Genomic DNA, 23,267 nt, shown 5'->3' on the forward strand with positions numbered 1-23,267 from the left:
GCCCATGCCTCGGTACGGGCGGCGAGGGCCAGGTTGTAGACCTTGCGCACGCAGCCGAACGTGCGCGACAGCTCGGCCGCCTGCGCATCGGTCGGGTAGAAGCGGTACTTGAACGCCCGCTTCACGTGAGTGACCATAGTTCACAAACTAGTGGATTTGCTTGTGAGAATCAAACTCGCTGGTCAGGGCACGGTTTTTCGCCTGGTGGCGAAACCCCGCTTCCTGCCCTGCTCCGCAGGGGTTTCGTTTCCTCCCCCGCCTGAAGGCGGGGGTGTCCACGAAAGGAATCCGATGAACGCAGGGGTGTGCGACAGCGGCGCCCTGTGGGCGGATTGACGGCGCGGGCCGTCCCGTCGGCGAGGGACCGGCCCGTGCTCAGCACCCTGGGGAGACGCCCGTCCGAGGAGTCCCTGACAGATGTCAGGGCAGCGCCCGGGCGGAGTCCCACGGTCCCGCCCGGATGCCCCGCCCGACAGCAACCCGCCTCACCGGCACGCCCCGGTACCCGTCGGCCACCCGCCCGCAGCCGGTGAAAACCCCTCGACGGCCACTGACACAGTTGTCTACCATCACCCGTGCGGCATCGCGTGCCGGTCATCGACCGGGTGAGGCATGGAGGTGCCGCGGATGCCCGTGGAGGCATTGACCAGTGTCAGTCGAGTTCAACCACACCATCGTTCTCACTCGTGACCGGGAGAAGTCCGCCCGTTTCCTCGCCCGTATCCTGGGGCTCGAGGTCGGCGAACCGGCCGGAGTCTTCCTTCCCGTGACGACGGCCAACGGCGTCACCCTGGACTTCGCGACCGTCGACGCCGACTTCCCGGTACAGCACTACGCGTTCCTCGTCTCCGAGGACGAGTTCGCTCCCATCCTCAACCGGCTGGTGGACGCCGGAATCCCCATCCAGGCCGATCCGCACGGCCGCCACCCGCGCCGCGTCAACCGCCACGACGGCGGCCACGGCGTGTACTTCGCCGACCCGGCCGGACACGGTCTGGAAGTCATCACCCGCCCCTACGGAACAGACCCGGACTCCCCGCTCAACGGCGTCACCGAGGAAGTCCCCGGGGCGGTCTGATCCGTCCGGGCGACTGCCGGAGGGCCGGGCCGGGTGGGCCGGGGGCTTTCCCGCTCCGCCCCGTTCCACCGGGCCCGGCCCCCGGCGGTCGCTCCGAGGTCCGTTCAGACGACCGCGTCCGCGCGCAGGGCCGTGATGTCGGCGGGGGAGTGGCCGAGGTCGCCGAGAATGGACTCGGTGTGCTCGCCGACGGCGGGCACCGGGTCCATGCGGGGCGCGAGACCCGCGAGGTCGGCCGGGGGGAGCAGGGCCTCCACCGTCGCGCCGGGGACCGCCACCTCACGCCAGCGGTCGCGGGCGGCGAGGACCGGATGGCCGAGGAAGGCGGCGACGTCGTTGACCCCCGCACAGGCGATACCGGCCGCCTCCAGGTCCTCGAGGAGCTCATCGGCGTCGGAGCGGGCGAAGCGCTCGGCGATCACGGCATCGAGTTCCTCGCGGTGTGTCACGCGCGCGGAACCGGTCGCGAAGCGCGGATCGCCGGTCAGCTCGGGGCGGCCCAGGAAATCGGTGCACAGAGCCGCCCACTCGCGCTCGTTCTGGATGGAGAACAGTACCTCGCGGTCGTCCGCGGCCCGGTACGTCCCGTACGGGGCGATGGTGGCGTGCCGCGTACCCAGGCGCGGGGGCTGGCTGCCGCCGTAACGGGTGTAGTAGGCGGGCTGGCCCATCCACTCGGCCAAGGCCTCGAACAGCGATACCTCCACGGGGTGGACGGTGCCGGCGGTCGCCCGGGTGTAGAGAGCGGTGAGGACCCCGCTGTACGCGTACATTCCGGCGGCGATGTCGGCCACCGAGATACCGGTGCGGGCGGTCCCCTCCGGCGTTCCGGTCAGCGACACCAGGCCCGTCTGGCACTGCACCAGCAGGTCGTACGCCTTGCGGTCGGCCCAGGGACCGGTCGTGCCGTAGCCGGAAATGGTGCACGGGATCAGGCGGGGGTGACGCCGGGCGAGGCCGTCGGTGCCCAGGCCCAGCCGGTCTGCCGCGCCCGGTGCCAGGTTCTGCACGAACACATCGGCCCCGGCGAGGAGTCGGTGCAGGATCTCGAGGCCCCGCGGATCCTTGAGGTTCAGTGTGAGGGACTCCTTGGACCGGTTGAGCCACACGAAGTAGCTGGAGTGGCCGTGGACGGTCGTGTCGTAGCGGCGGGCGAAGTCGCCCTCGCCCGGCCGCTCTACCTTGATCACACGGGCTCCGAGGTCGGCGAGCTGCCGGGTGGCGTACGGCGCGGCCACGGCCTGCTCCAGGCTGACCACCGTGACCCCGGACAGGGGATGCCTCCGCACGTCCACGTCTTCCGCTCGCCTTCCGCTCGTCTTCCCGGACCGAACCCGCCCGCCCCGTCCGCTCGATCAGTACAGCCGGTGCGAGCGGCCTGTCAACGGCCGCCCTCGGTCCGTTCGGCCCGCTCAGCCGGGTGTCCCGCATGCCCGGGCGGGGGGAATCCCGGCGGGCGGCCTGCCGCGGGTGACGACGTGCGCGCCGCGGCCGTCGACGGCACGGACCTGGAGCGAGCCGCATCCGCAACGGGTCCACACCGTGCTGCCCGCGGCGGTGCTGTGCCGCGACACCAGCTGGAACGGCTCGGCGTCGTCCGGCCATCCGCAGTACGGGCAGACGATGCCGGTCGTGCCGGTGGTTTCGTGCGCGCTGGTCATAGCGGCCCCTCGGCTCCTCGAAGTCCGGCTCCCGGGACGACAAGGCCCGGGCGGCCGTCGTGACACAGACCAGGGTGCGTCGCACCTTCCGTACACGTCCAGGTTGAATTTATGGAGTCGACCGTGAAGCGTGGGCTACATGATTGACCTGCGCCGACTGCACGTCCTCAGGGCGGTCGCCCACTACGGCACGGTCACCGCGGCCGCCCGCGCCCTGCACTTCACCCCGTCCGCCGCCTCCCAGCAGATCCGCCAGCTCGCCCGCGACCTGGGTGTCGACCTGCTGGAACCGCAGGGACGCGGCGTACGGCTCTCCCCGGCCGCCGAGAGCCTGCTCGCGCACGCCGACGCCATCGAGACCCGCTGGGAACAGGCCGAACTGGATCTGCGGGCCGACCACGGCGCCCCCACCGGGCTGCTGCGGGTCACCGGGTTCCCGGTGGCGATCTCGGTCCTGCTGGCCCCCATGGCGGCCCGGCTGGGCGCCCGTCATCCCAGGCTGACGGTACGGATCCTGGAGACAGAGGTGCCGAAGAGCTTCGACCTGCTCTTCGAGGGGGCCACCGATCTGGCGATCGTCGAGGCGACCCCGCTCAACCCGCCGTTGAACGACGAGCGCTTCGACCAACAGCCGCTGCTGGACGACCCGTTCGACCTCGTGGTCCCCGAAGGGCATCCACTGGCCGGCCGCGAGCGGGCCGGCCTCGAGGAGGCGGCGCGCGAACCGTGGATCGCACCGGTGCCGGAGAGTCCCTGCCGGCTCCATGTGATGTCGGCCTGCGGCGCCGCCGGGTTCACCCCGGACGTCGTCCACCACGCCCTCGACTGGAACGTCACCGCCCATCTCGTCGCGCACGGGCTCGGCGTCGCCCTGATCCCGCGACTGGCCCAGCTGACCCCGCACCTGCCGATCACCCGCGTACGCTGCACAGGCAACCCGCACCGCAAACTGCTGACCTGCACCCGAGGGGGCGGCCACGCCCGCCCGGCGGTCGAGGCCGCGCTGCGGGAACTGCGGGAACTGGCGCCGACGGCCGTCGCCTGAGAGCGGCCCCCCTCGCGAGGGCCTCGCGGCGCCCGCCGGGCCACCGGCCCCGCTGGGTGACGGGGACGGTGCCCGCCCGATCGGCCCGCTCCGGCGGCGGGTCCTGGTGCGCGAGGTCGTGTCGAGACGGCGGGTGTTCCTCGTGACGGTCAGCGGGTGGTGCTGAGCCAGGGCATCGGATCCGTGTACTGCCCGTCGAGAAGGACCTCGAAGTGCAGATGGGGACCGGTCGACAGGCCGGTGGAGCCCACGGGCCCCACCGGAGAGCCGGCGGTCACGGTCTGGCCCGCGGTGACCTGGAGGGCCGCCAGGTGACTGTAGGTCGTCTCCAGCCGCTTGCCGGCGATCGTGCCGTGGTCGATCACCACACGGTTGCCGTAGGCCGGGGTCATGCCCGCGAACGTCACCCGGCCGTCGCGCGTGGCGGACACCTGCGCCCCTTGGGGTGCGCCGAAGTCCACTCCCGTGTGGAGCTTGGTGACACCGGTGAGCGGGTGCTCACGCGAGCCGAACGGCGAGGTGACGGTGAGTACGCTCGCGGGCGGGACCAGGATGGCCGAGGCGCTCCGGCCGTCGGCCGTGTCGGGGTTCTGCCGGACGAGTGCCTCGTACCGCGGCAGTCGTTCCTTGACCTCCTCGAGGAACGCGCGTGCGGCGGCCGGCACGTGGCCCGTCCGCGCCACCGCGTCCGTCCCCACCATGTACGCGGCGAGGGTGAGGTCCACGAGGTTGCCGCTGACGGTTCCCTTCGTCCTGAGGTCGGTCACCTCCTTGGCGAGGGAACAGTCATACCGGCCGAGGGCCATGACGGCGTCCGCCGGATCGAGGGGTGAGGAGCGGCCGTTGGCGTCGTCGTCCCGGCCCCAGGTGTGCCACTGGGCGTCGGTGAAGCGTGCGATTCCCTGCTGGGAAAGGCTGGCAGTGTCGTTGTTCCACCCGGACAGCTGATCGATCTGGGCGGCGAGGAGGGAGGGGGTGACGACCTCGCAGGCATCGGCAGCCTTGCGCAGCCAAGGGACGTAGGAGGCGTCGACGTTGCTGACGGACGTCGGTGCCGGATCCGACCCCTCGGACAGAGCGGGGGAGAGGACGCCGGTCAGGGCGAGGAACCCCGCGACCCCGACGATGACCACCATGGTGGGCACCGCGATCAGGACGAAGGGACCGGGGCCGCGGCGGCGTGGCGGGCGGGCTCCGCCGGGAGCCGGCGTCGTCGACGGAGGTTCGTGGCCCGGCGGTTCATCGGTGGCGTCGCCCTGCTGCGGCGTGCCGTCGGCCGGGTCGACCGGCATCGTGGGCGTGATCGACTCCGGACGCGCCCCGTGCCGACCCGGCACCGTTCGGTCACCTGCTTGTTCGGCTGCGGCTGCCGTGTGAACGGCCCCGGCGCTCTTTCCGTCCTCGGTCACGTGTCGTGTCTGCTGTGCGAAGGTGCGGCGACCGGCTGCGATGACGGGGGGAAGTTCAGACTCACGCTCGGATGCTAACGGCGTCCTGACGAGACGTCACCGGCCTGCGAGGCAAAGAGGATTGCCCGAAAGGGTGGACGCGATGCCCAGGAGAACGCACGCGAGGGCCGCTCAGGGTCGGCGCGGGCGCTTTCACGGCTGTGGACGGGTGGGACCCGCGCCCGGCCGCGCCACCGGGCTCCTTGCCGCTGCCCGGGCGTCCCGCCGTCGGGTTTCCGGCTGTCGCCCGGGTGCCCCCGCGCGCAGCCCGTCCATGACGATGTCCAGCAGTCGGGTGGCCCGGGTCCGCCAGTCCCCGGTGGGGTCGAGCTGCCACAGGCCGCCGATCGCGAGAACCATGTCGTCCGAGGTCACCCCGGGCCGGATGGTTCCGGCCTCCTCGCAGGCGCGCAGCAGGAGTTCGGCCGCCTCGATCACGGGGTCGGGCCCCGGCTTCGCCGGGCTGCCCGGTGTACCGGTCGCCTGCCTGATGGCGTCGGCCAGTCCGGCCTTGGTCATCGCGAACAGGGTGAGCCGGTCCATCCATTCACGCAGGGCACGGTCGGGCTCCCGGGTCTCCAGCAGCCGCGCCGCGCTGTCGGCCACCTGGCGCATCTCGTGCCGGTAGATCTCCAGGACGAGATCCTCCCGGCTGGGGAAGTTCCGGTAGAGCGTGCCCTGGCCGACGCCCGCCTTCTTGGCGATCACGCTCAGCGGGGTGTCGGCCGACCGGGTCAACTCGGCCAGCGCGACCTCCAGAATACGCTCGCGGTTGCGCTGCGCGTCCGACCGCAGGGGTGCCTGCGCGCGAGAGGGCGTGCTCCTGCCCTGTGGCGTGTTTTCGTCGCCCGTATCCCGGCCCATGTCCCGCTCCACGTCCCGACCCACTCGTCCGTCCTCCTCCCGGGCATGGCCGAAACCCGTTCTTGCTAAGCGGACAACTGTCCACTAAATTTTCCCGGTACCGGACAACCGTCCGCTTCGGTGCATCGTAGCGGTGGCCGCGGACAGTGCGGGAGAGGGCGGGCATGCCCGTGCCCGCGGGTGGCCGACGCCCGCGCTCCCGGTCCGTCGACGAGCTTCCACCGGTCGACCTTCTGACCGTTTCCCACTCGTCCGCCACCTGAGGGCCTTGCCGGCCTGCACGGATCCGCGAAGGAAGGCTGCTCATGGCTCCCACGACATCCAGCAGCGTCACCCTGAACATCAACGGCGAGAAGCACACGCTGTCCGTCGACCACCGCACCACCCTGCTCGACGCCCTGCGCGAGCGCCTCGATCTGACCGGCACCAAGAAGGGCTGCGACCAGGGACAGTGCGGTGCCTGCACAGTCCTGGTGGACGGCCGCCGCACCGTGTCCTGCCTGCAACTGGCCGTGGCGGCGGAGGACCGGGAGATCACCACCGTGGAAGGCCTCGCCGAGGGGGAGCGGCTGCACCCCGTACAGCAGGCCTTCCTCGACCTGGACGGCTTCCAGTGCGGTTACTGCACGCCCGGCCAGATCTGTTCCGCCGTCGCCGTCATCGAGGAGCACGCCGCGGGCTGGCCCAGCGCGGTCACCGACGACGTACGGCCCGAAGCGGGACCGCCTCCGCTGACCCCGCAGGAGATCCGCGAACGGATGAGCGGCAACCTGTGCCGCTGCGGTGCCTACGTCTCGATCGTCGAGGCCGTCGCCCGCGCCGCCGCCGAACGTACCGGGGCCACCGGGGCCACCGAGGAGGCTGCCGCATGAGGGAGTTCGACTACCGGCGCGCCGACGACGTCCAGGGCGCGGTCGCCCTGCTCGACGCCGACCCCGACGCCCGCTATCTCGGCGGCGGGACCAACCTCGTCGACCTGATGAAGACCGGCGTCGAACGCCCCGCGCGACTCGTCGACGTACGCCAACTTCCGCTGGACCGGATCGAGTCGACCGGAGACGGCGGACTGCGCATCGGCGCCACCGTCACCAACAGCGACCTCGCCGCCCACCCCGAGGTCCGCCGCCGCTACCCGGCGCTGACCCAGGCGGTGCTCGCCGGAGCCTCCGGGCAGCTGCGCAACATGGCCACCGTGGGCGGGAACCTGCTCCAGCGCACCCGCTGCGGCTACTTCGCCGACGTGACCAAGCCCTGCAACAAGCGTCTCCCCGGCAGTGGTTGCCCCGCCGTCGAGGGCGAGCACCACAACCACGCCGTTCTGGGCGCCTCCGAGCACTGCATCGCCGTCCACCCCTCCGACATGGGGGTGGCACTGACCGCGTTCGACGCCGTCGTCTCGTACCAAACCGCCGACGGGCCGAGTGAGTTGCCCCTCGCCGACTTCTATCTGCCCGTCGGTGACACCCCGCACAGGGAAACCGCCCTGCCCCAGGGCGCGCTCATCACCGGCGTCACACTGCCGCCCGTGCCGGCGGCCGCCCACTCCCGCTACCGCAAGGTGCGCGAACGCGCCTCGTACGCCTTCGCGATCGGCTCGCTCGCCGCCGCCCTCGACATCAGCAACGGCGTCGTACGCGAGGCGCGGCTCGCCTTCGGCGCGGTCGCGTCCCGGCCGTGGCGGGCGCACGCCGCCGAACGCGTCCTCAACGGCGCCCCGGCGTCCGCCGACTACTTCGCCGCGGCCGCAGACGCCGAACTGGCCGCTGCCCGGCCGCTGCCCGGCAACGCCTACAAGATGACCCTCATGCGCAACCTCGTGGTGGCCGTCCTGTCCGAACTCGCCGAGGAGGCCGTCCGATGACCGCCATCACGACCGGCCCGATGACCGCCATCACGACCGGCGCGGAGACCGCCACCTCACCTGTCACCACGGCTGCCATCCCGACCGTGACCGGCGCCGTCGGCACCGCGCACACGCGCGTGGAGGGCCGCGACAAGGTGACCGGAGCCGCCCGCTACGCGGGTGAGATCCCCTTTGCCGATCTCGCCCACGGCTGGCTGGTACTGTCCACCGTCGCCCGAGGCCGGATCGGATCCGTCGAGACCGCTCCCGTCCTCGCCATGCCGGGTGTCCTCACCGTGCTGCACCACAAGAACGCCCCGCGCCTCCACCTCGACTACATCGGCCTGCTGGGTGTCCGGCCGGACCCGACTGCCGCCGTCTTCCAGAACGACCGTGTGGCGCACGCGGGGTGGCCCGTCGCGCTCGTCGTCGCCGAGACCTCCGAGCAGGCCCGCGAGGCGGCCGAGGCGCTTGTCGTGACCTATGAACAGGAGCCGCACGACATCGACTTCAGGGGTGACCGCCCCGACGCGTTCACACTGGACGGGCACATGCCCGCGGTGACCGAGAAGGGTGACCTGGACGCCGAACTCGCCGCGTCCGCACACGTCGTGGACGTCGAGTACACCACCCCCGAAGAGCACCACGCCATGATGGAGCCGCATGCGGCGACCGCCCGGTGGGATGACGGGCGGCTCGACGTCGTCGACTCCAACCAGGGCACCACCTGGGTCGCCGACGAACTCTCCCGGATGTTCTCCCTCGACGCGTCCGCCGTGCGGGTGCGCTCCGAGCATGTCGGCGGCGGCTTCGGCAGCAAGGGCGTGCGCGCCCACCAGGTGTCCGCAGTCATGGCGGCGACCGAGCTGCGGCGCCCGGTCCGCGTGGTCCTGAACCGTCGTCAGATGTTCTCGCTCACCGGCTACCGCAGCCCCACCGCCCAGCGCATCAGGCTCGGCGCCGACGCCGACGGGCGGCTGCGCGCCCTGGAGCACCGCTCGCTCAGCCAGACCTCGACGGTCTGGGACTTCGTCGAGCCCAGCGCCGGCGTGGCCCGGGTGATGTACGACGCCCCCGCCCACCGCACCGCGATCGAGGCGGTGCGGCTCGACGTGCCGTCGCCGACCTGGATGCGCGCGCCGGGTGAGGCCCCGGGCGCGTTCGCGCTGGAGGCGGCGCTCGACGAACTCGCCGAGCGGTGCGGCGTCGACCCGATCGAGCTGCGCCTGCGCAATGAACCCGAACGGGGCCCGGTCTCCGGGATGCCGTTCAGCGGACACAATCTCGCCGCCTGCTTCCGGGAGGGCGCCCGGCGCTTCGGCTGGGCAGGCCGCGACCCACGCCCCGGTCTGCGCCGGGAGGGGAACCTGCTGATCGGCACGGGTACGGCCGCAGCGTCCTTCCCCGCGGGAGCCGGCCCCTCCACGGCCGCGGTGACGGCGGAGGCGGACGGCACCTTCACCGTGCGGATCGCGGCGGCCGACATCGGCACCGGAGCCCGCACCGCGCTCACCCTGGTCGCCGCCGACGCGCTCCGGGTGGCGCCCGCGCGGATCCGGATGCGGATCGGCGACAGCGACTTCGGCCCCGCGATGATCGCCGGCGGTTCCACCGGCACCCGCTCCTGGGCCTGGGCGATCACCGTCGCGGCCGACGAACTGCGGGAACGCCTGGCGGGGGAGACCGGCATCCCGGCGGACGGCATCACCGTACGCTCGGACACCACCGCGGCCCTCGGAGCCCTGGCGCAGAAGGAACGGCACTCCTTCGGGGCGCAGTTCGCCGAGGTCGCCGTGGACGTCACCACCGGCGAGGTGAGGGTGCGCCGCATGCTCGGCGTGTTCGCCGCGGGCCGGATCGTCAACCCGCTCACCGCGCGCGGCCAGCTCGTCGGCGGGATGGTCTGGGGCATCTCCATGGCCCTGCACGAGGAAGGGATCCGCGACCGGGCCTCGGGCGGCCACTACGGCGGCGACCTCGCGGGCTATCACATCGCCACGAACGCCGACGTACCGGTTGTCGAGGCGGACTGGGTCGACGACCCGGACCCCGACGACCCGGTCGGCATCAAGGGCATCGGTGAGGTCGGCATCGTGGGAGCCGCCGCGGCCATCGCCAACGCGGTCTGGCATGCGACCGGTGTGCGGCACCGGAGCCTGCCCATCCGCCCGGACCGGATCCTCACCGCGGGCGGACCGCATGTTTGACATCGCCGGTGAACTGCACCAGTGGCTCACCGAGGGCCGGGAGTTCGCCGTCGCCACCGTGGTGTCCGTGAGCGGCAGCGCACCGCGCGGCCCCGGGGCGGCCCTCGCCGTCGACAGTGACGGCACGGTGATCGGCTCGGTCTCGGGCGGCTGCGTCGAGGGCGCGGTCTACGAACTGTGCCTCGAGGCGCTCGCCGACGGCGGGACGCGGATGCAGCGATTCGGATACAGCGACGAGGACGCCTTCGCGGTCGGGCTGACCTGCGGCGGGATCATCGACATCAGGGTCACCCCGGTCGGCGCGCACACTCCCGCCCGCGAAGTGCTGCGGGCGGCCCTGTCCGCGGTGGTCCGCGGTGAGCCGGTGGCCCTTGCCCGGACCGTCCGGGGCCCGGCCGAAACGCTCGGCGGCGTGCTCCTGGTCCGCCCCGACGGGTCGTACGAGGGGCACCTCGCCGGCCGTCCCGAGCTGGACCGGACGGCGGCGGCCGAGGCACGGGCCCTGCTGGACGGCGGACGCACCGGCACCGTGGGCGTCTCCGCGGACGGATCGCACTGCCCCGGAGGGGTGACCCTGTTCGTCGAGACGTCGCAGCCGCCGCCCCGCATGATCGTCTTTGGCGCGGTCGACTTCGCGGCGGCTCTGGTACGGGCCGGCAAGTTCCTCGGCTACCACGTGACCGTCTGCGACGCCCGGCCGGTGTTCGCCACCCGGGCCCGGTTCCCGGAGGCGGACGAGATCGTGGTCGACTGGCCGCACCGCTACCTGCGCACCGCGGTCACCGACGGGCGCACGGTGCTGTGCGTGCTCACCCACGACGCCAGGTTCGACGTCCCCCTGCTGACGGAGGCGCTGGCGATGCCGGTGGCGTTCGTCGGGGCGATGGGATCACGCCGGACCCACGCGGACCGGCAGCGGCGGCTGCGCGAGGCGGGCGTGGGCGAGCGGGAACTGGCCCGGCTCAGGTCGCCGATCGGCCTGGACCTCGGGGCGCGTACGCCGGAGGAGACGGCCCTGTCCATCGCGGCGGAGATCGTCGCGACCCTGCGGGGCGGCACGGGCGCGCCGCTGACCGGCGTACCGACGCCGATTCACCGCGAGGAACGGACGGCGGCGGGAGTCTGAAGGGAGGGCGGGGGACGGAAAGTGAGGGCCGGAGGGCGGAGCGCCGCTGGGCCGGCCCGCTCCCGGGACCACGTCCGCCCGTCCTCACGGCCGGAGGGGCCGGAGCCGTCGTCGGTACGGCTCCGGCCCCTCCGGCCGCGCCCTTCGTCCACGGATCGGGCGCGCCTCGCGGCGGAGGCGTCAGGCGGCGGCCGGCGTGGCGGCGTGGCTGTTCAGGCGGACGATGACCTCGGTCAGCTGCTCCACGACCTCGCTGTCGTCGGCGGGGTGGATCTCGGCGAAACGGGTCACGGAGCCGGGGATGGAGAGCTTGATGTCCTCGATCACCTTGCCGCCCGCGATGCCGAGGGCCTTGCGGGCCTCGTCCTGCGCCCAGACACCGCCGTACTGGCCGTAGGCGGTACCGATCACGGCGACGGGCTTGTCACCGAGGGCGGCGGCGCCGAACGGGCGGGACAGCCAGTCGATGGCGTTCTTCAGGACGGCCGGGATCGTGCCGTTGTACTCGGGGGTGAAGAGCAGCAGGGCGTCGGCGCCGGACACGGCCTCGCGCAGCTGGGCGGCGGCGGCCGGCACGGTGCCCTCGACGTCGATGTCCTCGTTGTAGAACGGGATCTCCGCGAGGCCCTCGTGCACCACGACCTCGGAGCCCTCGGGAGCGAGCTTGACCGCGGCCTCCGCGAGCTGACGGTTGTGCGAACCGGCGCGAAGGCTGCCGACGAGGGCGAGGATACGAACAGACATGGAGAACTCCTGGGGGGGGGTGGAAAGTCAGGGTGGCACGGCGCGGCGAAGCACAGGACGAAACAATGCCGCAATCATCCGGACCGAGGTCCGGTTACGTTTCTAGCATCCTAACCGGACCGAGGTCCAGTTTCTTCCCGATGCTTTACGCTGGCTTCATGTCCGCCGTCCCGCCGCTCGCCCCGACGCCCCAGCAGTCCCTCGAACCGCTGGAGTTGCCGCAACTCGGTGTCGAGATCGATGAGCCCTGCCTGCGAGCCGACGCCGCGCGCAACCGCGCACGCCTGCTGGAGGCGGCCGCCCTGCTGGTGGCGGAGCGCGGCGCGGACGGTCTGACCATGGAGGCGGTCGCCGCAGCGGCCCAGGTGGGCAAGGGGACGGTCTTCCGGCGTTTCGGCGACCGCACCGGACTGCTGACGGCATTGCTCGACCATTCCGAGAAGAAGTTCCAGGCCGCCTTCCTTTCCGGCCCCCCGCCGCTGGGGCCGGGCGCACCGCCCGCGGAGCGACTGCGGGCCTTCGGTGTCACCGTGCTGCGCCGCACCGTCGACGAGCTGGATCTCCAGCTCGCCGCCGAGCCCTGCGCCGACCGTCGCTTCACCAATCCGCCCCGCCGGGTACGGCACCACCACGTGACGCTGTTGCTGCGCGAGGCCGTCCCGGAGGCGGACTGCGACCTTCTCGCCCACACCCTGATGGCGCCGCTCGACCCCGCGCTGGTGCACCACCTGACCCGGCAGTGCGCAATGCCGCTGGCGCGGCTCGAATCCGCGTGGGTGGACCTCATCGACCGCGTGACGGGACCCGCGGCCCCCGCACCCTGACCGAGGGCACGGCTCCCCTCCCGGCCCGCGACCCTCAGGACCGTCCTGAACTGGGACGGAAGCGGGACCCCGCGCTCTCAACTCCCCCGGACGACAGGCCCGTTCGTGCTTCTGCAAAGATGCCTCAGTCATGGTGCAGATACCGAACCCGCCCGCCGCCGCAGCCACCGCACCGACGCGCCCCGCGCCCAAAGGTGCCGTGCCCCCGCGATCCGTGCCCCCGCCCCGTGCGCCCACGAACCCCGCGCCCACGAACCCCCCGCCCGCGGGGGCGGTGCCCACGAGCGCCGACGTGGCCCGCCTGGCCGGCGTCTCGCGCGCGACCGTCTCCTACGTCCTGAACAACGCCGACGCCGTCCGGATCAGCGAGCCCACCCGCCGCCGCGTCCGCGAGGCCGCCAGGGAACTCGGGTACGTGCCGCACGCGGCGGCCCGCAGCTTACGCGCCGGGCACAGCCGCATGGTGCTGATGCCCGCCCCCGCCTTCCCGGTCGGCCCGGTCTACAGCCAGTTCATCAACGATCTCCAGGTGGCTCTCGGCCGCCTCGACTACACCGTCGTGCAGTACGGCACCGTCGGCGTGCACGACGACGAGGCCGCCCGCGCCTGGGCCGAGCTGCGTCCCGTGGCCGTGCTGGTCCCCGGCTCGGGACTCGGCCCCCGGGGTGTCGCCGTGCTCAAACGCTCCGGCGCGCGTGCCGTGGTCACCCTCGGCCCGGAAACCGTCGAGGGCGCGCACGCCCTGCTCATGGACCACGACGTCGTCGGCCACAGCGCCGGCGCGCACCTGTTCGACCAGGGACGCCGCCGCATCGGTGTGGTCGTCCCGCGCGAGCCCGGTCTGGAGGCGTTCTCCGCGCCCCGCCTCGCGGGAGTGCGGGCGGCCCTGCGCGGCACCGGCGCCACGGTCACCGAACTGCCCCTCGCCCACGACGAGGGCGCCGCCGCGCGGCTCGCCGCCCGCTGGTGCGACCTCGGCCTCGACGCCGTGTTCACGTACAACGACGAGTACGCGATGCTGCTGATGCGGGCGCTGCAGGACGCCGGCGTCCGCGTCCCCGAGGAGACGGCCGTGGTCGGCGCCGACAACCTCATGCTGGGCCGGCTGCTGCGGCCACGGCTGACCACTGTCCACCTCGACCTGCCGTCCGGCGCCGAGCTCGCCGCACTCGTCGACCGCGCGGTGCGCGACCCGGCCGCCGCCCCCGAGGCGCACAAGGTGCTGGGAGCGTCGGTGATCCGGCGCGAATCCGGCTGACGCGGGCCGGCGCGGGTCGCCGCCGACCGGTGCGGGCCGGGTGGACAGGCAGCACGCGATCACGTCGTCGGATGATGGAGGAAGCCGGATCATCCCGGTGGGCGGCAGCCGGGGCACCGGTACGGTACGCCCTGCGCCTCTGACACGATGCGACGCGGCGCGGCGTGACTAGGGTGTTGCGTGCTCAACCATTTGGTACGCGTAAGGACAGCCGGGCTCGCGCTCGCGCGGAGCCCGGTGCCCGATCGGAGAGCCGTCATATGCCGTTGCTCGACCCCACGACCTGGCAGTCCCGCCCCCTCTCGGGCCCCGACCACACCGTCACGGAACCCGCCACCGGCGAACAGCTGGCCACCGTCACCCTCGCCACCGGTGAGGACGTCGGGACCGCCGCGGAAGCGAGCCGCGCCGCACAGGCCGAGTGGGCCAGGACCCCGCACTTCGTCCGCGCCGCGGTGCTCCGCAAGGCCGGCGACCTGTTCGGTGCGCACGCCGACGAGCTGCGGGAATGGCTGGTCCGCGAGGCCGGCAGCATCACCGGCAAGGCCGACTTCGAACTCCATGTCGCTGCCCAGGAGTGCTACGAGGCCGCGGCCCTGGCCTCCCGCCCGGCCGGCCAGGTGCTGCCCACCGAGGGACCCCGGCTGTCGTACACACGGCGGGTGCCGGTGGGCGCGGTGGGCGTCATCGCCCCGTTCAACGCGCCGCTGATCCTGTCCATCCGCTCCGTCGCCCCGGCCCTCGCGCTCGGCAACGCGGTCGTCCTGAAGCCGGACCCGCGCACCGCGGTCTGCGGCGGGCTGGCGCTCGCCGCGGTGTTCGCCGAGGCGGGACTGCCCGAAGGGCTGCTGCACGTCCTGCCGGGCGGCGCGGAGACCGGCCAGGCGCTCGTCGCCGACCCGCGGATCCCCGTCATCTCGTTCACCGGCTCCACCGGGGCGGGCCGGCACGTGGGCGAAGCCGCCGGCCGTCACCTCAAGCGGGCCCACCTGGAACTCGGCGGAAACTCCGCGCTGGTCGTGCTCGAGGACGCCGACATCGAAGCGGTGATCTCCACGGCCGCCTGGGGATCCTTCTTCCACCAGGGCCAGATCTGTATGACGACCGGACGCCACCTGGTGCATGCCTCGCTCTACGACGAGTACGTGGAACGGCTGGCCGCCAAGGCCGACTCGCTCGCCGTCGGCGACCCGCACCGCGAGCAGGTCCACCTCGGCCCGCTCATCGACCAGGGGCAGCTCGACAAGGTGCACGCCCTGGTCGGGTCCAGCACGGCCGGCGGGGCGAAACTCGCCGCGGGCGGTACCCACGACCGGCTGTTCTACCGGCCCACCGTCCTCGCGGACACCGACGACTACACCCCCGCCTACGCGGAGGAGGTCTTCGGCCCCGTCGCACCCGTACGGTCCTTCACCGGGGCCGACGAAGCCGCCGCCCTGGCCGCCGCAAGCCCCTACGGGCTCTCGCTGGGCATCATCACCCGGGACGCGGCCCGCGGCCTGGACCTGGCGGAGCGTATCCCGACGGGGATCGTGCACATCAACGACCAGACCGTGAACGACGAGGCCGTCGCTCCCTTCGGCGGCGTCGCCGCCTCCGGCACCGGTTCCCGCTTCGGCGGCGACGCCAACCTGGACGCGTTCACCGACGTGCGCTGGACCACCGTGCGCGGAGACGTCGCGCAGTACCCGTTCTAGAAGCGGCTTCCGGAACCGCCTGTTCCGGAAGCCGTGGCGATGCCCGGAGCCGGGGCGGTCACTCGCCCTGGTTCGGGGCCTCCGCCTTGCCGTCGCCCTGCGCCGCCTGCTGCTCGGCGATGGACTTGCGGACCTCGTCCATGTCCAGCTTCCGGGCCTGCCCGATGACATCCGTCAGCGCGGCCTCGGGCAGCGCGCCCGGCTGCGCGAACACGGCCACCTGGTCGCGGACGATCATCAGCGTCGGGATCGACTGGATGTTGAAGGCCGCGGCCAGCTCCGGCTGCGCCTCCGTGTCCACCTTGCCGAACACCAGGTCCGGGTTCGCCTCCGCCGCCTTGTCATACACCGGTGCGAACTGACGGCACGGCCCGCACCAGGACGCCCAGAAGTCGATCAGAACGAATTCGTTCTCCGTGACCAACTGGTCGAAGTTCTCCTTGGTGAGCTCCACAGTGCTGCTCATTGCGTATGTCCCTCTTCCTGATAGCGGGGCGAGCCGTCGGTACAACCACGGCCGGCCGGTCACGTATTCCGCGCCCCTACCCATGTGGCCACCACGCACACCACCCACCAGACTGGCGTCATGACGCAGACGCAGACGGAATCGCCGGAATCGGAACCCCTCGGCTACGACGTCGTCGTACTCGGCGCCGGGCCCGTAGGGGAGAACGTCGCCGACCGCACCCGAGCGGCAGGGCTCTCCACCGCGATCGTGGAGAGCGAACTCGTGGGCGGCGAGTGCTCCTACTGGGCGTGCATGCCCAGCAAGGCCCTGCTGCGCCCCGTCCTCGCGCGGGCCGACGCCCGCCGACTCCCCGGCCTGAGCGCGTCGGTGCAGGGGCCGCTCGACGCGGGCGCGGTCCTGACCCGCCGGAACGAGTACACCTCCCAGTGGAAGGACGACGGCCAGGTCCAGTGGCTCGAGTCCGTCGGCGTCGACCTCCACCGCGGCGTCGGACGGCTCACCGGCCCGCGCACGGTGACCGTCACCGCCCCCGACGGAACGCGGCGCGTCCTCACCGCCCGGCACGCCGTCGCCGTCTGCACCGGCAGCCGCGCGCTGCTGCCCGGCCTGCCCGGACTCGACGAGGTCGCGCCGTGGACCAGCAGGGAGGCCACCAGCGCCCAGGCCGTGCCCGGCAGACTGATCGTGGTCGGCGGCGGTGTCGTCGCCGCCGAGATGGCCACGGCGTGGCAGGGGCTCGGCTCCCGGGTCACGCTCCTGGTGCGCGGCAAAAGTCTGCTGGCCCGTATGGAGCCCTTCGCCGGAGAACTGGTCGCCGAGGCGCTCACCGAGGCCGGCGCGGACCTCCGTACCGGCACCTCCGCCACCTCGGTGACCAGGGAGAACGGTGTCGTCGTGGTCGTCACCGACACGGGGGAGCGGATCGAGGCCGACGAGATCCTCTTCGCCACCGGCCGGGCCCCGCGTACCGACGACATCGGCCTGGAGACCGTCGGTCTGGAGCCCGGCTCCTGGCTCACCGTGAACGACAGTCTCCAAGTGACCGGTCAGGACTGGCTCTACGCTGTCGGTGACGTCAATAAACGTGCCCTGCTCACCCATCAGGGCAAGTACCAGGCCCGTATCGCCGGCGCCGCCATCGCCGCCAGAGCCGCGGGGGCGCCGGTGGCCGGCCGGGCCTGGGGCGCGCACGCCGCCACCGCCGACCACGACGCCGTCCCCCAGGTCGTGTTCACCGACCCGGAGGCGGCCTCGGTGGGCCTCTCCCTGGCCGAGGCGGAGGAAGCGGGGCACCGCGTCCGCGCCGTCGACGTCGACCTGGCCTCGGTCGCCGGCGCCGGCCTGTACGGCGAGGGCTACACGGGCCGCGCCCGCATGGTCGTCGACCTCGAAAGCGAGACCCTGCGCGGCGTCACCTTCGTCGGCCCCGGCGTGGGCGAACTCCTCCACTCGGCCACCGTCGCGGTGGCCGCCCGAGTGCCGGTCGCCCGCCTGTGGCACGCGGTCCCGTCGTACCCGACGATCAGCGAGGTGTGGCTCCGACTGCTGGAGGCGTACCGGGACGCCTGAGGGCCTGAGGGCCTGAGGGCTCAGAGGGTCTTGGCTCGGAGGTCTTGGAGGGCTCGGAGGCGGTGGGCGGGCGGGGCGGGGTTTCCCCGCCCGGTGCCCCGTGCCCGAATTCGCGCCCGAATCCGCGCCCGGTCCTTTCCCCGATCCGGATCCCGCGCCCGTGCCCGGTCACGGCAGTTCGAAGCCCAGTGCCCGCGCGGCCTCCCCCGGCGTGGGCTGCGCCCAGCGCTCCGCCACCGCCTGATGGGACGACAACGAGCGCGGTTCTGCCCGGTCGAGGTAGAGCGTGCCGTCGAGGTGGTCCGTCTCATGCTGCACGATCCGGGCAGGCCAGCCGCCGAACACCTCGTCCGCCACCCGCCCGTGCTCGTCCTGCCCGGTCAGCCGCACCTCGGCGTGCCGCGCCACCACCGCCTGGTACCCGGGCACGCTCAGGCACCCTTCGAAGAACGCCACCCGCCCGCCGCCGACCGGCGCGTAGACCGGATTGACCAGCACCCGGAATGGCTGCCGCACCCGACCGCGCGCCGCCGCCACCTCTTCCGTGACGGGCGCCGGATCCTCGATCACCGCGATCCGCAGCCCCACCCCGACCTGCGGCGCTGCCAGTCCGACCCCCGGCGCGGCGTGCATGGTGACCCGCAGCGCCTCGACGAACCGGGCCAGCAGCACGGGCTCCAACTGGCCGTCGAAGGTTTCGGACGCCCGCCGCAGCACCGGATCCCCGGCCGCGACGATGGGCAACGGCCCGTCACCGGCGAGGAGTCGCTCGACCTGCTCGGCCAGGGGCACACGATCGTTCGGAGTTCCCATCGAGTCAGGATGCCATGCGTCCGACGGACCGTCGCGGTCACGAGTGACGCAGCTCACAACGCCGTTCCGGGAACTCGGCGCACCCCCGCCCCGACCACTGGAGCAGCATCACGGACGCCAAGACGCTCTCGGGAGAAGCCCACCGATGACCACCGCTCCCTCGCCCACCACGGACGAGGCCCCCCGACCCCCCATCCCCGCACGGCAGAGATCCGGCTGGAGCACCCTGCGCCCCCTGGTCCTGCGTCTGCACTTCTACGCGGGTGTGGTGGTGGCCCCGTTCCTGCTCGTCGCCGCCCTCACCGGCCTGTTGTACGCCGCGTCCTTCCAGGCCGAAAAGATCGTCTACGACCATGAGCTGACCGTCCCCGTCGGCGACCGTGAACTGCCCATCTCCGAACAGGTCGCCGCCGCCCGCAAGGCCCACCCCGAAGGCACGGTGTCCGCGATACGCCCCTCACCCGAGGCGGACGCCACGACCAGGGTGATGCTGTCCGGGGTGGAGGGCGTCGACCCGAATCACACCCTGGCCGTGTTCGTCGACCCGTACACCGCGGAGGTGCGCGGCACGCTGGAGCAGTACGGTTCCAGCGGCGCGCTGCCGCTGCGCACCTGGATCGACGAGTTCCACCGCGATCTGCACCTCGGCGAAACGGGCCGCCTCTACAGCGAGTTCGCGGCCAGTTGGCTGTGGGTGATCGCCGGCGGCGGCCTGGTGCTGTGGTTCTCCCGCCGCCGAGCCCTGCGTAAAATCCGCGGCACCAGCGGCCGACGGCGCACCCTGGGACTGCACGGCGGCATCGGCGCCTGGGCCGCGGTCGGCTTCCTCTTCCTCTCCGCCACCGGGCTGACCTGGTCCACGTACACCGGCGCCAACATCGCCGATCTGCGCACCTCGCTCGGCCAGGAGACGCCCTCGGTGTCGGCCGCGGCGGGCGGCGAACACGCGGAGCACGGCGCGGCCGGGGGCACGGGAGGCGACGCGGAGCACGGCGTCGGCCTCGACCGGGTCCTCGCGGCGGCACGGGCCGAGCGGCTAGACAACCCGGTGGAGATCGTCCCGCCCGCCGACGCGGCCTCCACGTATGTCGTGAAGCAGATCCAGCGCAGCTGGCCCGAGAAGCAGGACGCCGTCGCCGTCGAACCGGCCACCGGCCAGGTCACCGACGTCGTGCGGTGGGCCGACTACCCGGTGCTCGCCAAACTCAGCCGCTGGGGCATCGACCTGCACACCGGCAGCCTCTTCGGTCTGCCCAACCAGATCGCGCTGATGCTGCTCGCGGCCTCCCTGATCCTGCTGATCCTGTGGGGCTACCGCATGTGGTGGCAGCGCGGCCGGGGCTCGTCCTTCGGCCGGCCGATCCCACGCGGCGCCTGGCAGCAGGTCCCGCCGTACATCCTCGTCCCGCTGCTGGCGGCGATCGCCGTACTCGGCTACTTCGTCCCGCTCCTCGGCATCCCGCTGGCTGCCTTCCTCGTCGTCGACATCGTCCTCGGGGAGATCGCACACCGGCGGGGCCGGAAGAGCGGAGGGGGCGGGGAAGCCGGGGGAGTCGAGAGCGGCGAACCCGCTGGGGCGGCGCGGACGCCGTAGCCGGAGCGCACCCCGGACGAACCGCACGCGCGCCGGTGCACGGCCTCCCTCCGGGGGAACCGGGCACCGGCGCGCGTGACGTCGCTGTGCAGGGCAGGGCAGGGCAGGACAGGGCTGGGCTGTGCAGGACAGGGCCCGGGCCCGCCGCCTACGCGGGGTCGAGCTCGCGCTCGACGCTGCCGTCGAAGTCGCCCGCCAGCGCGGCGGCGATCCGCAGGTGGGACTCCGCCTCCTCGCTCCGCCCCTGCCGCTCCAGGGTGCGGCCGAGCATCAGCCGGGCGTAGTGCTCCACCGGATCGCGCTCCACAATGACACGCAACTCGGCCTCGGCGCGGCGCAGTTGGGCCGAGTGGTAGTAGGAACGCGCCAGCAGCAGCCGCGGTCCGGTCTGCTCCGGCACCTCCTCGACCAGCCCGCTCAGGACGCGCGCCGCGGCGGCGTAGTCCTTGGCGTCGAAGAACAGTCCGGCGCGCTCCCAGCGCTCGGCCGGGGTTCCGTGGTCGTAGTAGTACGTGGTGTCCACTGGTGACCTCCTTCGACGCCGACAACGGACGGGGTTGCTTGAATATTCCACTACTGGTCCGGGGTGGCCGCCGCTGCGGCCGGCTCCCGGTTGGCCCGCTCGGTGACAAGCGCCAGTCCCCGTCCGGTGACCGCGAGTTCATCGGACGTAATGCCGGCGTAGATCCTGGCGGCGATCGCCTTGGTCTCGGCGGACGTCGTGTCGTGCAGCTTCCTCCCGGCGTCCGTGATCCGCACCAGGGCATGCTCATGCTCGTCCGGGGCCGGCAGTCCCGCGGTGATCAGCCCGTCGACCACGCCCTGCACCTCCGGGCGGCCGGTCTTCAGGGCGCCGGTGACGTCCCCGGCGAGACGGGCGCGGTCGACCGGCCCGTCGGCCACGGCGGCGAGCCGGAGGGTCACCGACTGCTGGAAGGTGATGCCGTGGTGGGCCGGCACGCTCTCCAGGACGGCGCGGCTCGCGTAGTGGGCAAGGCCGATGGCGCGGCCGTCGGCAGGGGGCGCGGTGGTGGTCATGACTGCTCCGTCTCGTGAGCGTTGGCGTTGTCGCCGGCGGCGTCCGCCGACGTGGCGAGGGGCGTGCCGAGGAGGGTCGTCAGATCGCGGGTGAACGCGCGGGTCCGCGGACCGTCGAGTCCGTCGAGTCCGTCGAGGGGCTCCAGCAACTGCTCCAGGAGCACGTGAACGACGTCGATCGCCCGGCGGGTGACCTCGGTGCCCCGTTCCGTGAGCGCCAGTTGCATGGCGCGCGGGTCGCGCGGGTCCCGGGTGCGTTCGAGGAGGCCGGCAGCCTCCAGGGCGCGGGCGAGCTTCGACACGTAGAGCGCTTCGAGCCCGTGTGGTCGGCGAGCCGGCGCTGACTGGGCCGTTCCCCGGCACGCCCCATCCCGTACAGCGACGCGACAAGTGAGTACTGCGCGTGGGTCAGCCCCAGTGGGGCCACCGCACGGTCGACCGCGACGCACCACTTCAAGGACGGACGCCAGACCAGAAATCCCGGCGTCGCGCCCTCGGGCGCCGAACGTACCGAACTCATGAACCGATACAGTGCATGGCGACTATAGTCATGGCTACGATTTTCATCGTGCTTCGTCCCGCTGCAACGCCTCCCGCCGCCTCCCGCGTGGCGCGGCGCCTGATTGACGCATTGCCCTGCGGGGCTAAGTTGTGCGGCATGAGCAATCTTGAGCGGGAGGCCGTTCCGTCCCTGTGCGGCGGGCGCGGCTTCGTGGTGGCAGAGCCGGTACGTGAACTCCTCAGTCCCCGTAAGGTCAAGCTCGGAGAGTCCAGCGAGGTCCGGCGGCTGCTGCCGAACCTGGGTCGGCGCATGGTCGGCGCCTGGTGCTTCGTCGACCACTACGGTCCCGACGACATCGCCGACGAGCCCGGCATGCAGGTGGCACCGCACCCGCACATGGGCCTGCAGACGGTGAGCTGGCTGCACCAGGGCGAGGTCCTGCACCGTGACTCCACGGGCAGCCTCCAGACGATCCGCCCGCGCGAACTGGGCCTGATGACCTCGGGCCGGGCGATCAGCCACTCCGAGGAGAGCCCCCACTCACACGCCCGCTTCCTGCACGGCGCCCAGCTCTGGGTCGCCCTCCCGGACGGTCACCGCCACACCGACCCCCGCTTCGAGCACCACGCCGACCTCCCGGTTGTCACGGCGCAGGGCGTCAACGCCACGCTCATCCTCGGCGGCCTCGACGGCGCCACCTCGCCCGGCACGGCATACACCCCGATCGTCGGCGCAGACCTCTCCCTGTCCAACGGCGCGGACGTCCGCCTGCCCCTGGAGCGCGACTTCGAGTACGCGGTCCTCGCGATGTCCGGCGAGGTCCACGTGGACGGCGTACCGGTGCTCCCGGGCTCGATGCTCTACCTCGGCTGCGGTCGCGACGAACTCCCGCTGCGCGCCGAGTCCGACGCCTCCGTGATGCTCCTGGGCGGCGAGCCGTTCGAGGAGGAGCTGATCATGTTCTGGAACTGGATCGGCCGCACCCAGGAGGAGATCGAACAGGCCCGCCGGGACTGGATGGAGGGCACACGGTTCGGCGAGGTGAAGGGCTACGACGGTGCTCCGCTGCCCGCTCCCGAGCTACCGCCGGTGGCGCTGAAACCGCGGGGAAGGGTTCGCTGACCTGCGGAAACGGCTGATTGGTTGGTGACGGGCGGGCGCCTCACCGTTGTGCGTTACCTCCCGTCCCTCCAGCGCGTGCGGGAGGGCGGCTGGACGTGCTGTAGGCCCCATACGCGGTGCTGGGCGATTCCACGGTGTGTCCGTCTGTGGGCAGCTGTGGCAGGACTCTTGCTAACCCTTTGCTAACTCTACTGACGAGTCATCAGGTATCGGCGAAGGTTCGTGTCCTACCTCCGCGGCGGTGTAGTGGTCATCGCAGGTTGGGCGGCCACCGGAACCTGTCAAAGCGATCAAGGCAGGTAGATCGTTCTAACGTTGTGCCGGGATCAGTGGGCCGTCCGGTGCCGGCTTGTTGATCCAGGCGG

The 23,267-nt window shown here is 72.4% G+C and carries 22 protein-coding genes and 1 pseudogene; 12 read left to right on the forward strand and 11 right to left on the reverse strand.

Translation table 11 applies throughout. From position 1 onward, the window contains the following. A partial coding sequence (locus ACFYQA_RS37365) for a helix-turn-helix domain-containing protein (RefSeq protein WP_388927918.1) occupies window positions 1-137 on the reverse strand: 137 nt, incomplete at its 3' end. Between the two features lie 512 nt (window positions 138-649). On the opposite strand from ACFYQA_RS37365, the gene ACFYQA_RS37370 reads away from it, so the two are divergent. After that, a complete protein-coding gene (locus tag ACFYQA_RS37370) occupies window positions 650-1,078 on the forward strand; it encodes a VOC family protein (protein ID WP_388927870.1) in 429 nt (142 codons plus the stop codon). A gap of 104 nt (window positions 1,079-1,182) precedes the next feature. Here ACFYQA_RS37370 and ACFYQA_RS37375 read toward each other — a convergent pair whose 3' ends face one another. Further along, entirely contained in the window at window positions 1,183-2,373 is a 1,191-nt protein-coding gene (locus tag ACFYQA_RS37375; RefSeq protein ID WP_388927872.1) for a CaiB/BaiF CoA transferase family protein, read from the reverse strand. Window positions 2,374-2,490: 117 nt separating this feature from the next. Next, window positions 2,491-2,739, reverse strand: a complete 249-nt coding sequence (locus ACFYQA_RS37380) for a hypothetical protein (RefSeq protein ID WP_388927875.1) — start codon at window positions 2,737-2,739, stop codon at window positions 2,491-2,493. A gap of 139 nt (window positions 2,740-2,878) precedes the next feature. Here ACFYQA_RS37380 and ACFYQA_RS37385 point away from each other — a divergent pair, with 139 nt between their 5' ends. Continuing rightward, window positions 2,879-3,784, forward strand: coding sequence for a LysR family transcriptional regulator (locus ACFYQA_RS37385; RefSeq protein WP_388927921.1), 906 nt, complete (start codon window positions 2,879-2,881; stop codon window positions 3,782-3,784). A gap of 149 nt (window positions 3,785-3,933) precedes the next feature. Here ACFYQA_RS37385 and ACFYQA_RS37390 read toward each other — a convergent pair whose 3' ends face one another. Further along, a complete protein-coding gene (locus ACFYQA_RS37390) occupies window positions 3,934-5,076 on the reverse strand; it encodes a peptidoglycan DD-metalloendopeptidase family protein (protein ID WP_388927879.1) in 1,143 nt (380 codons plus the stop codon). A 309-nt stretch (window positions 5,077-5,385) separates the two neighbouring features. Then, window positions 5,386-6,096, reverse strand: a complete 711-nt coding sequence (locus ACFYQA_RS37395) for a TetR/AcrR family transcriptional regulator (RefSeq protein ID WP_388927923.1) — start codon at window positions 6,094-6,096, stop codon at window positions 5,386-5,388. A gap of 305 nt (window positions 6,097-6,401) precedes the next feature. On the opposite strand from ACFYQA_RS37395, the gene ACFYQA_RS37400 reads away from it, so the two are divergent. Genes ACFYQA_RS37400 through ACFYQA_RS37415 form a run of 4 tightly spaced genes read left to right on the forward strand, consistent with a single transcriptional unit; the run spans window position 6,402 to window position 11,272 of the window. Further along, window positions 6,402-6,968, forward strand: coding sequence for a 2Fe-2S iron-sulfur cluster-binding protein (locus tag ACFYQA_RS37400; protein ID WP_388927882.1), 567 nt, complete (start codon window positions 6,402-6,404; stop codon window positions 6,966-6,968). Beyond that, entirely contained in the window at window positions 6,965-7,957 is a 993-nt protein-coding gene (locus ACFYQA_RS37405) for an FAD binding domain-containing protein (RefSeq protein WP_388927885.1), read from the forward strand. The genes ACFYQA_RS37400 and ACFYQA_RS37405 overlap by 4 nt, the downstream gene beginning before the upstream one ends. A gap of 20 nt (window positions 7,958-7,977) precedes the next feature. After that, entirely contained in the window at window positions 7,978-10,146 is a 2,169-nt protein-coding gene (locus ACFYQA_RS37410; RefSeq protein ID WP_388927926.1) for a xanthine dehydrogenase family protein molybdopterin-binding subunit, read from the forward strand. Next, window positions 10,139-11,272, forward strand: a complete 1,134-nt coding sequence (locus tag ACFYQA_RS37415) for an XdhC family protein (protein WP_388927888.1) — start codon at window positions 10,139-10,141, stop codon at window positions 11,270-11,272. The genes ACFYQA_RS37410 and ACFYQA_RS37415 overlap by 8 nt, the downstream gene beginning before the upstream one ends. Before the next feature lie 180 nt (window positions 11,273-11,452). On the opposite strand, the gene ACFYQA_RS37420 is transcribed toward ACFYQA_RS37415, so the two are convergent. Further along, window positions 11,453-12,016 (reverse strand): NADPH-dependent FMN reductase, encoded by a 564-nt coding sequence (locus tag ACFYQA_RS37420; RefSeq protein ID WP_388927891.1) that lies wholly within the window; start codon window positions 12,014-12,016, stop codon window positions 11,453-11,455. A 158-nt stretch (window positions 12,017-12,174) separates the two neighbouring features. Here ACFYQA_RS37420 and ACFYQA_RS37425 point away from each other — a divergent pair, with 158 nt between their 5' ends. The 3 genes from ACFYQA_RS37425 (at window position 12,175) to ACFYQA_RS37435 (ending at window position 15,795) form a co-directional block, all read left to right on the forward strand. After that, a complete protein-coding gene (locus ACFYQA_RS37425; protein WP_388927894.1) occupies window positions 12,175-12,840 on the forward strand; it encodes a TetR/AcrR family transcriptional regulator in 666 nt (221 codons plus the stop codon). A gap of 292 nt (window positions 12,841-13,132) precedes the next feature. Beyond that, window positions 13,133-14,098, forward strand: coding sequence for a LacI family DNA-binding transcriptional regulator (locus tag ACFYQA_RS37430; protein WP_388927928.1), 966 nt, complete (start codon window positions 13,133-13,135; stop codon window positions 14,096-14,098). A gap of 260 nt (window positions 14,099-14,358) precedes the next feature. After that, window positions 14,359-15,795: a benzaldehyde dehydrogenase gene (locus tag ACFYQA_RS37435; RefSeq protein ID WP_388927897.1), complete on the forward strand. Its 1,437-nt coding sequence runs from the start codon at window positions 14,359-14,361 to the stop codon at window positions 15,793-15,795. 58 nt (window positions 15,796-15,853) lie between these two features. Here the strand turns inward: ACFYQA_RS37435 and trxA are convergent, their stop codons facing one another. Beyond that, complete coding sequence (gene trxA, locus ACFYQA_RS37440; RefSeq protein ID WP_388927899.1) at window positions 15,854-16,261, reverse strand: thioredoxin; 408 nt, start codon at window positions 16,259-16,261, stop codon at window positions 15,854-15,856. A gap of 120 nt (window positions 16,262-16,381) precedes the next feature. Between trxA and ACFYQA_RS37445 the strand changes: the two genes are divergently transcribed. After that, entirely contained in the window at window positions 16,382-17,833 is a 1,452-nt protein-coding gene (locus tag ACFYQA_RS37445) for a dihydrolipoyl dehydrogenase family protein (RefSeq protein ID WP_388927902.1), read from the forward strand. Window positions 17,834-18,001: 168 nt separating this feature from the next. On the opposite strand, the gene ACFYQA_RS37450 is transcribed toward ACFYQA_RS37445, so the two are convergent. Then, entirely contained in the window at window positions 18,002-18,646 is a 645-nt protein-coding gene (locus tag ACFYQA_RS37450; RefSeq protein ID WP_388927904.1) for a peptide deformylase, read from the reverse strand. A 145-nt stretch (window positions 18,647-18,791) separates the two neighbouring features. Here ACFYQA_RS37450 and ACFYQA_RS37455 point away from each other — a divergent pair, with 145 nt between their 5' ends. Continuing rightward, on the forward strand, window positions 18,792-20,240 hold the full coding sequence (locus ACFYQA_RS37455) for a PepSY-associated TM helix domain-containing protein (RefSeq protein ID WP_388927907.1): 1,449 nt from the start codon (window positions 18,792-18,794) through the stop codon (window positions 20,238-20,240). Between the two features lie 148 nt (window positions 20,241-20,388). Here the strand turns inward: ACFYQA_RS37455 and ACFYQA_RS37460 are convergent, their stop codons facing one another. From ACFYQA_RS37460 to ACFYQA_RS37470, 3 genes and pseudogenes are all read right to left on the reverse strand, one after another. Beyond that, window positions 20,389-20,763, reverse strand: a complete 375-nt coding sequence (locus tag ACFYQA_RS37460) for a tetratricopeptide repeat protein (protein WP_388927910.1) — start codon at window positions 20,761-20,763, stop codon at window positions 20,389-20,391. A 50-nt stretch (window positions 20,764-20,813) separates the two neighbouring features. After that, a complete protein-coding gene (locus tag ACFYQA_RS37465) occupies window positions 20,814-21,278 on the reverse strand; it encodes a MarR family transcriptional regulator (protein WP_388927912.1) in 465 nt (154 codons plus the stop codon). Next, window positions 21,275-21,798, reverse strand: a pseudogene (locus ACFYQA_RS37470) (MarR family winged helix-turn-helix transcriptional regulator). The gene ACFYQA_RS37465 and the pseudogene ACFYQA_RS37470 overlap by 4 nt, the downstream one beginning before the upstream one ends. Window positions 21,799-21,936: 138 nt before the next feature. Between ACFYQA_RS37470 and ACFYQA_RS37475 the strand changes: the two are divergent. Continuing rightward, a complete protein-coding gene (locus ACFYQA_RS37475) occupies window positions 21,937-22,902 on the forward strand; it encodes a pirin family protein (RefSeq protein WP_388927915.1) in 966 nt (321 codons plus the stop codon). The last annotated feature ends 365 nt before the right edge of the window (window positions 22,903-23,267 follow it).

This window comes from Streptomyces sp. NPDC005774 (genome assembly GCF_042871645.1).
Lineage (GTDB): Bacteria > Actinomycetota > Actinomycetes > Streptomycetales > Streptomycetaceae > Streptomyces > Streptomyces pratens.

Excerpts from the sequence above, each read along its gene's own strand:
- ACFYQA_RS37475 (WP_388927915.1), top strand. The coding sequence starts at position 21,937 with ATGAGCAATCTTGAGCGGGAGGCCGTTCCGTCCCTGTGCGGCGGGCGC.
- ACFYQA_RS37410 (WP_388927926.1), top strand. The coding sequence starts at position 7,978 with ATGACCGCCATCACGACCGGCGCGGAGACCGCCACCTCACCTGTCACC.
- ACFYQA_RS37395 (WP_388927923.1), bottom strand. The coding sequence starts at position 6,096 with ATGGGCCGGGATACGGGCGACGAAAACACGCCACAGGGCAGGAGCACG.
- ACFYQA_RS37415 (WP_388927888.1), top strand. The coding sequence starts at position 10,139 with ATGTTTGACATCGCCGGTGAACTGCACCAGTGGCTCACCGAGGGCCGG.
- ACFYQA_RS37380 (WP_388927875.1), bottom strand. The coding sequence starts at position 2,739 with ATGACCAGCGCGCACGAAACCACCGGCACGACCGGCATCGTCTGCCCG.
- ACFYQA_RS37465 (WP_388927912.1), bottom strand. The coding sequence starts at position 21,278 with ATGACCACCACCGCGCCCCCTGCCGACGGCCGCGCCATCGGCCTTGCC.
- ACFYQA_RS37385 (WP_388927921.1), top strand. The coding sequence starts at position 2,879 with ATGATTGACCTGCGCCGACTGCACGTCCTCAGGGCGGTCGCCCACTAC.
- ACFYQA_RS37435 (WP_388927897.1), top strand. The coding sequence starts at position 14,359 with ATGCCGTTGCTCGACCCCACGACCTGGCAGTCCCGCCCCCTCTCGGGC.
- ACFYQA_RS37400 (WP_388927882.1), top strand. The coding sequence starts at position 6,402 with ATGGCTCCCACGACATCCAGCAGCGTCACCCTGAACATCAACGGCGAG.
- ACFYQA_RS37445 (WP_388927902.1), top strand. The coding sequence starts at position 16,382 with ATGACGCAGACGCAGACGGAATCGCCGGAATCGGAACCCCTCGGCTAC.
- ACFYQA_RS37425 (WP_388927894.1), top strand. The coding sequence starts at position 12,175 with ATGTCCGCCGTCCCGCCGCTCGCCCCGACGCCCCAGCAGTCCCTCGAA.
- ACFYQA_RS37420 (WP_388927891.1), bottom strand. The coding sequence starts at position 12,016 with ATGTCTGTTCGTATCCTCGCCCTCGTCGGCAGCCTTCGCGCCGGTTCG.
- ACFYQA_RS37455 (WP_388927907.1), top strand. The coding sequence starts at position 18,792 with ATGACCACCGCTCCCTCGCCCACCACGGACGAGGCCCCCCGACCCCCC.
- trxA (WP_388927899.1), bottom strand. The coding sequence starts at position 16,261 with ATGAGCAGCACTGTGGAGCTCACCAAGGAGAACTTCGACCAGTTGGTC.
- ACFYQA_RS37390 (WP_388927879.1), bottom strand. The coding sequence starts at position 5,076 with ATGCCGGTCGACCCGGCCGACGGCACGCCGCAGCAGGGCGACGCCACC.
- ACFYQA_RS37405 (WP_388927885.1), top strand. The coding sequence starts at position 6,965 with ATGAGGGAGTTCGACTACCGGCGCGCCGACGACGTCCAGGGCGCGGTC.
- ACFYQA_RS37450 (WP_388927904.1), bottom strand. The coding sequence starts at position 18,646 with ATGGGAACTCCGAACGATCGTGTGCCCCTGGCCGAGCAGGTCGAGCGA.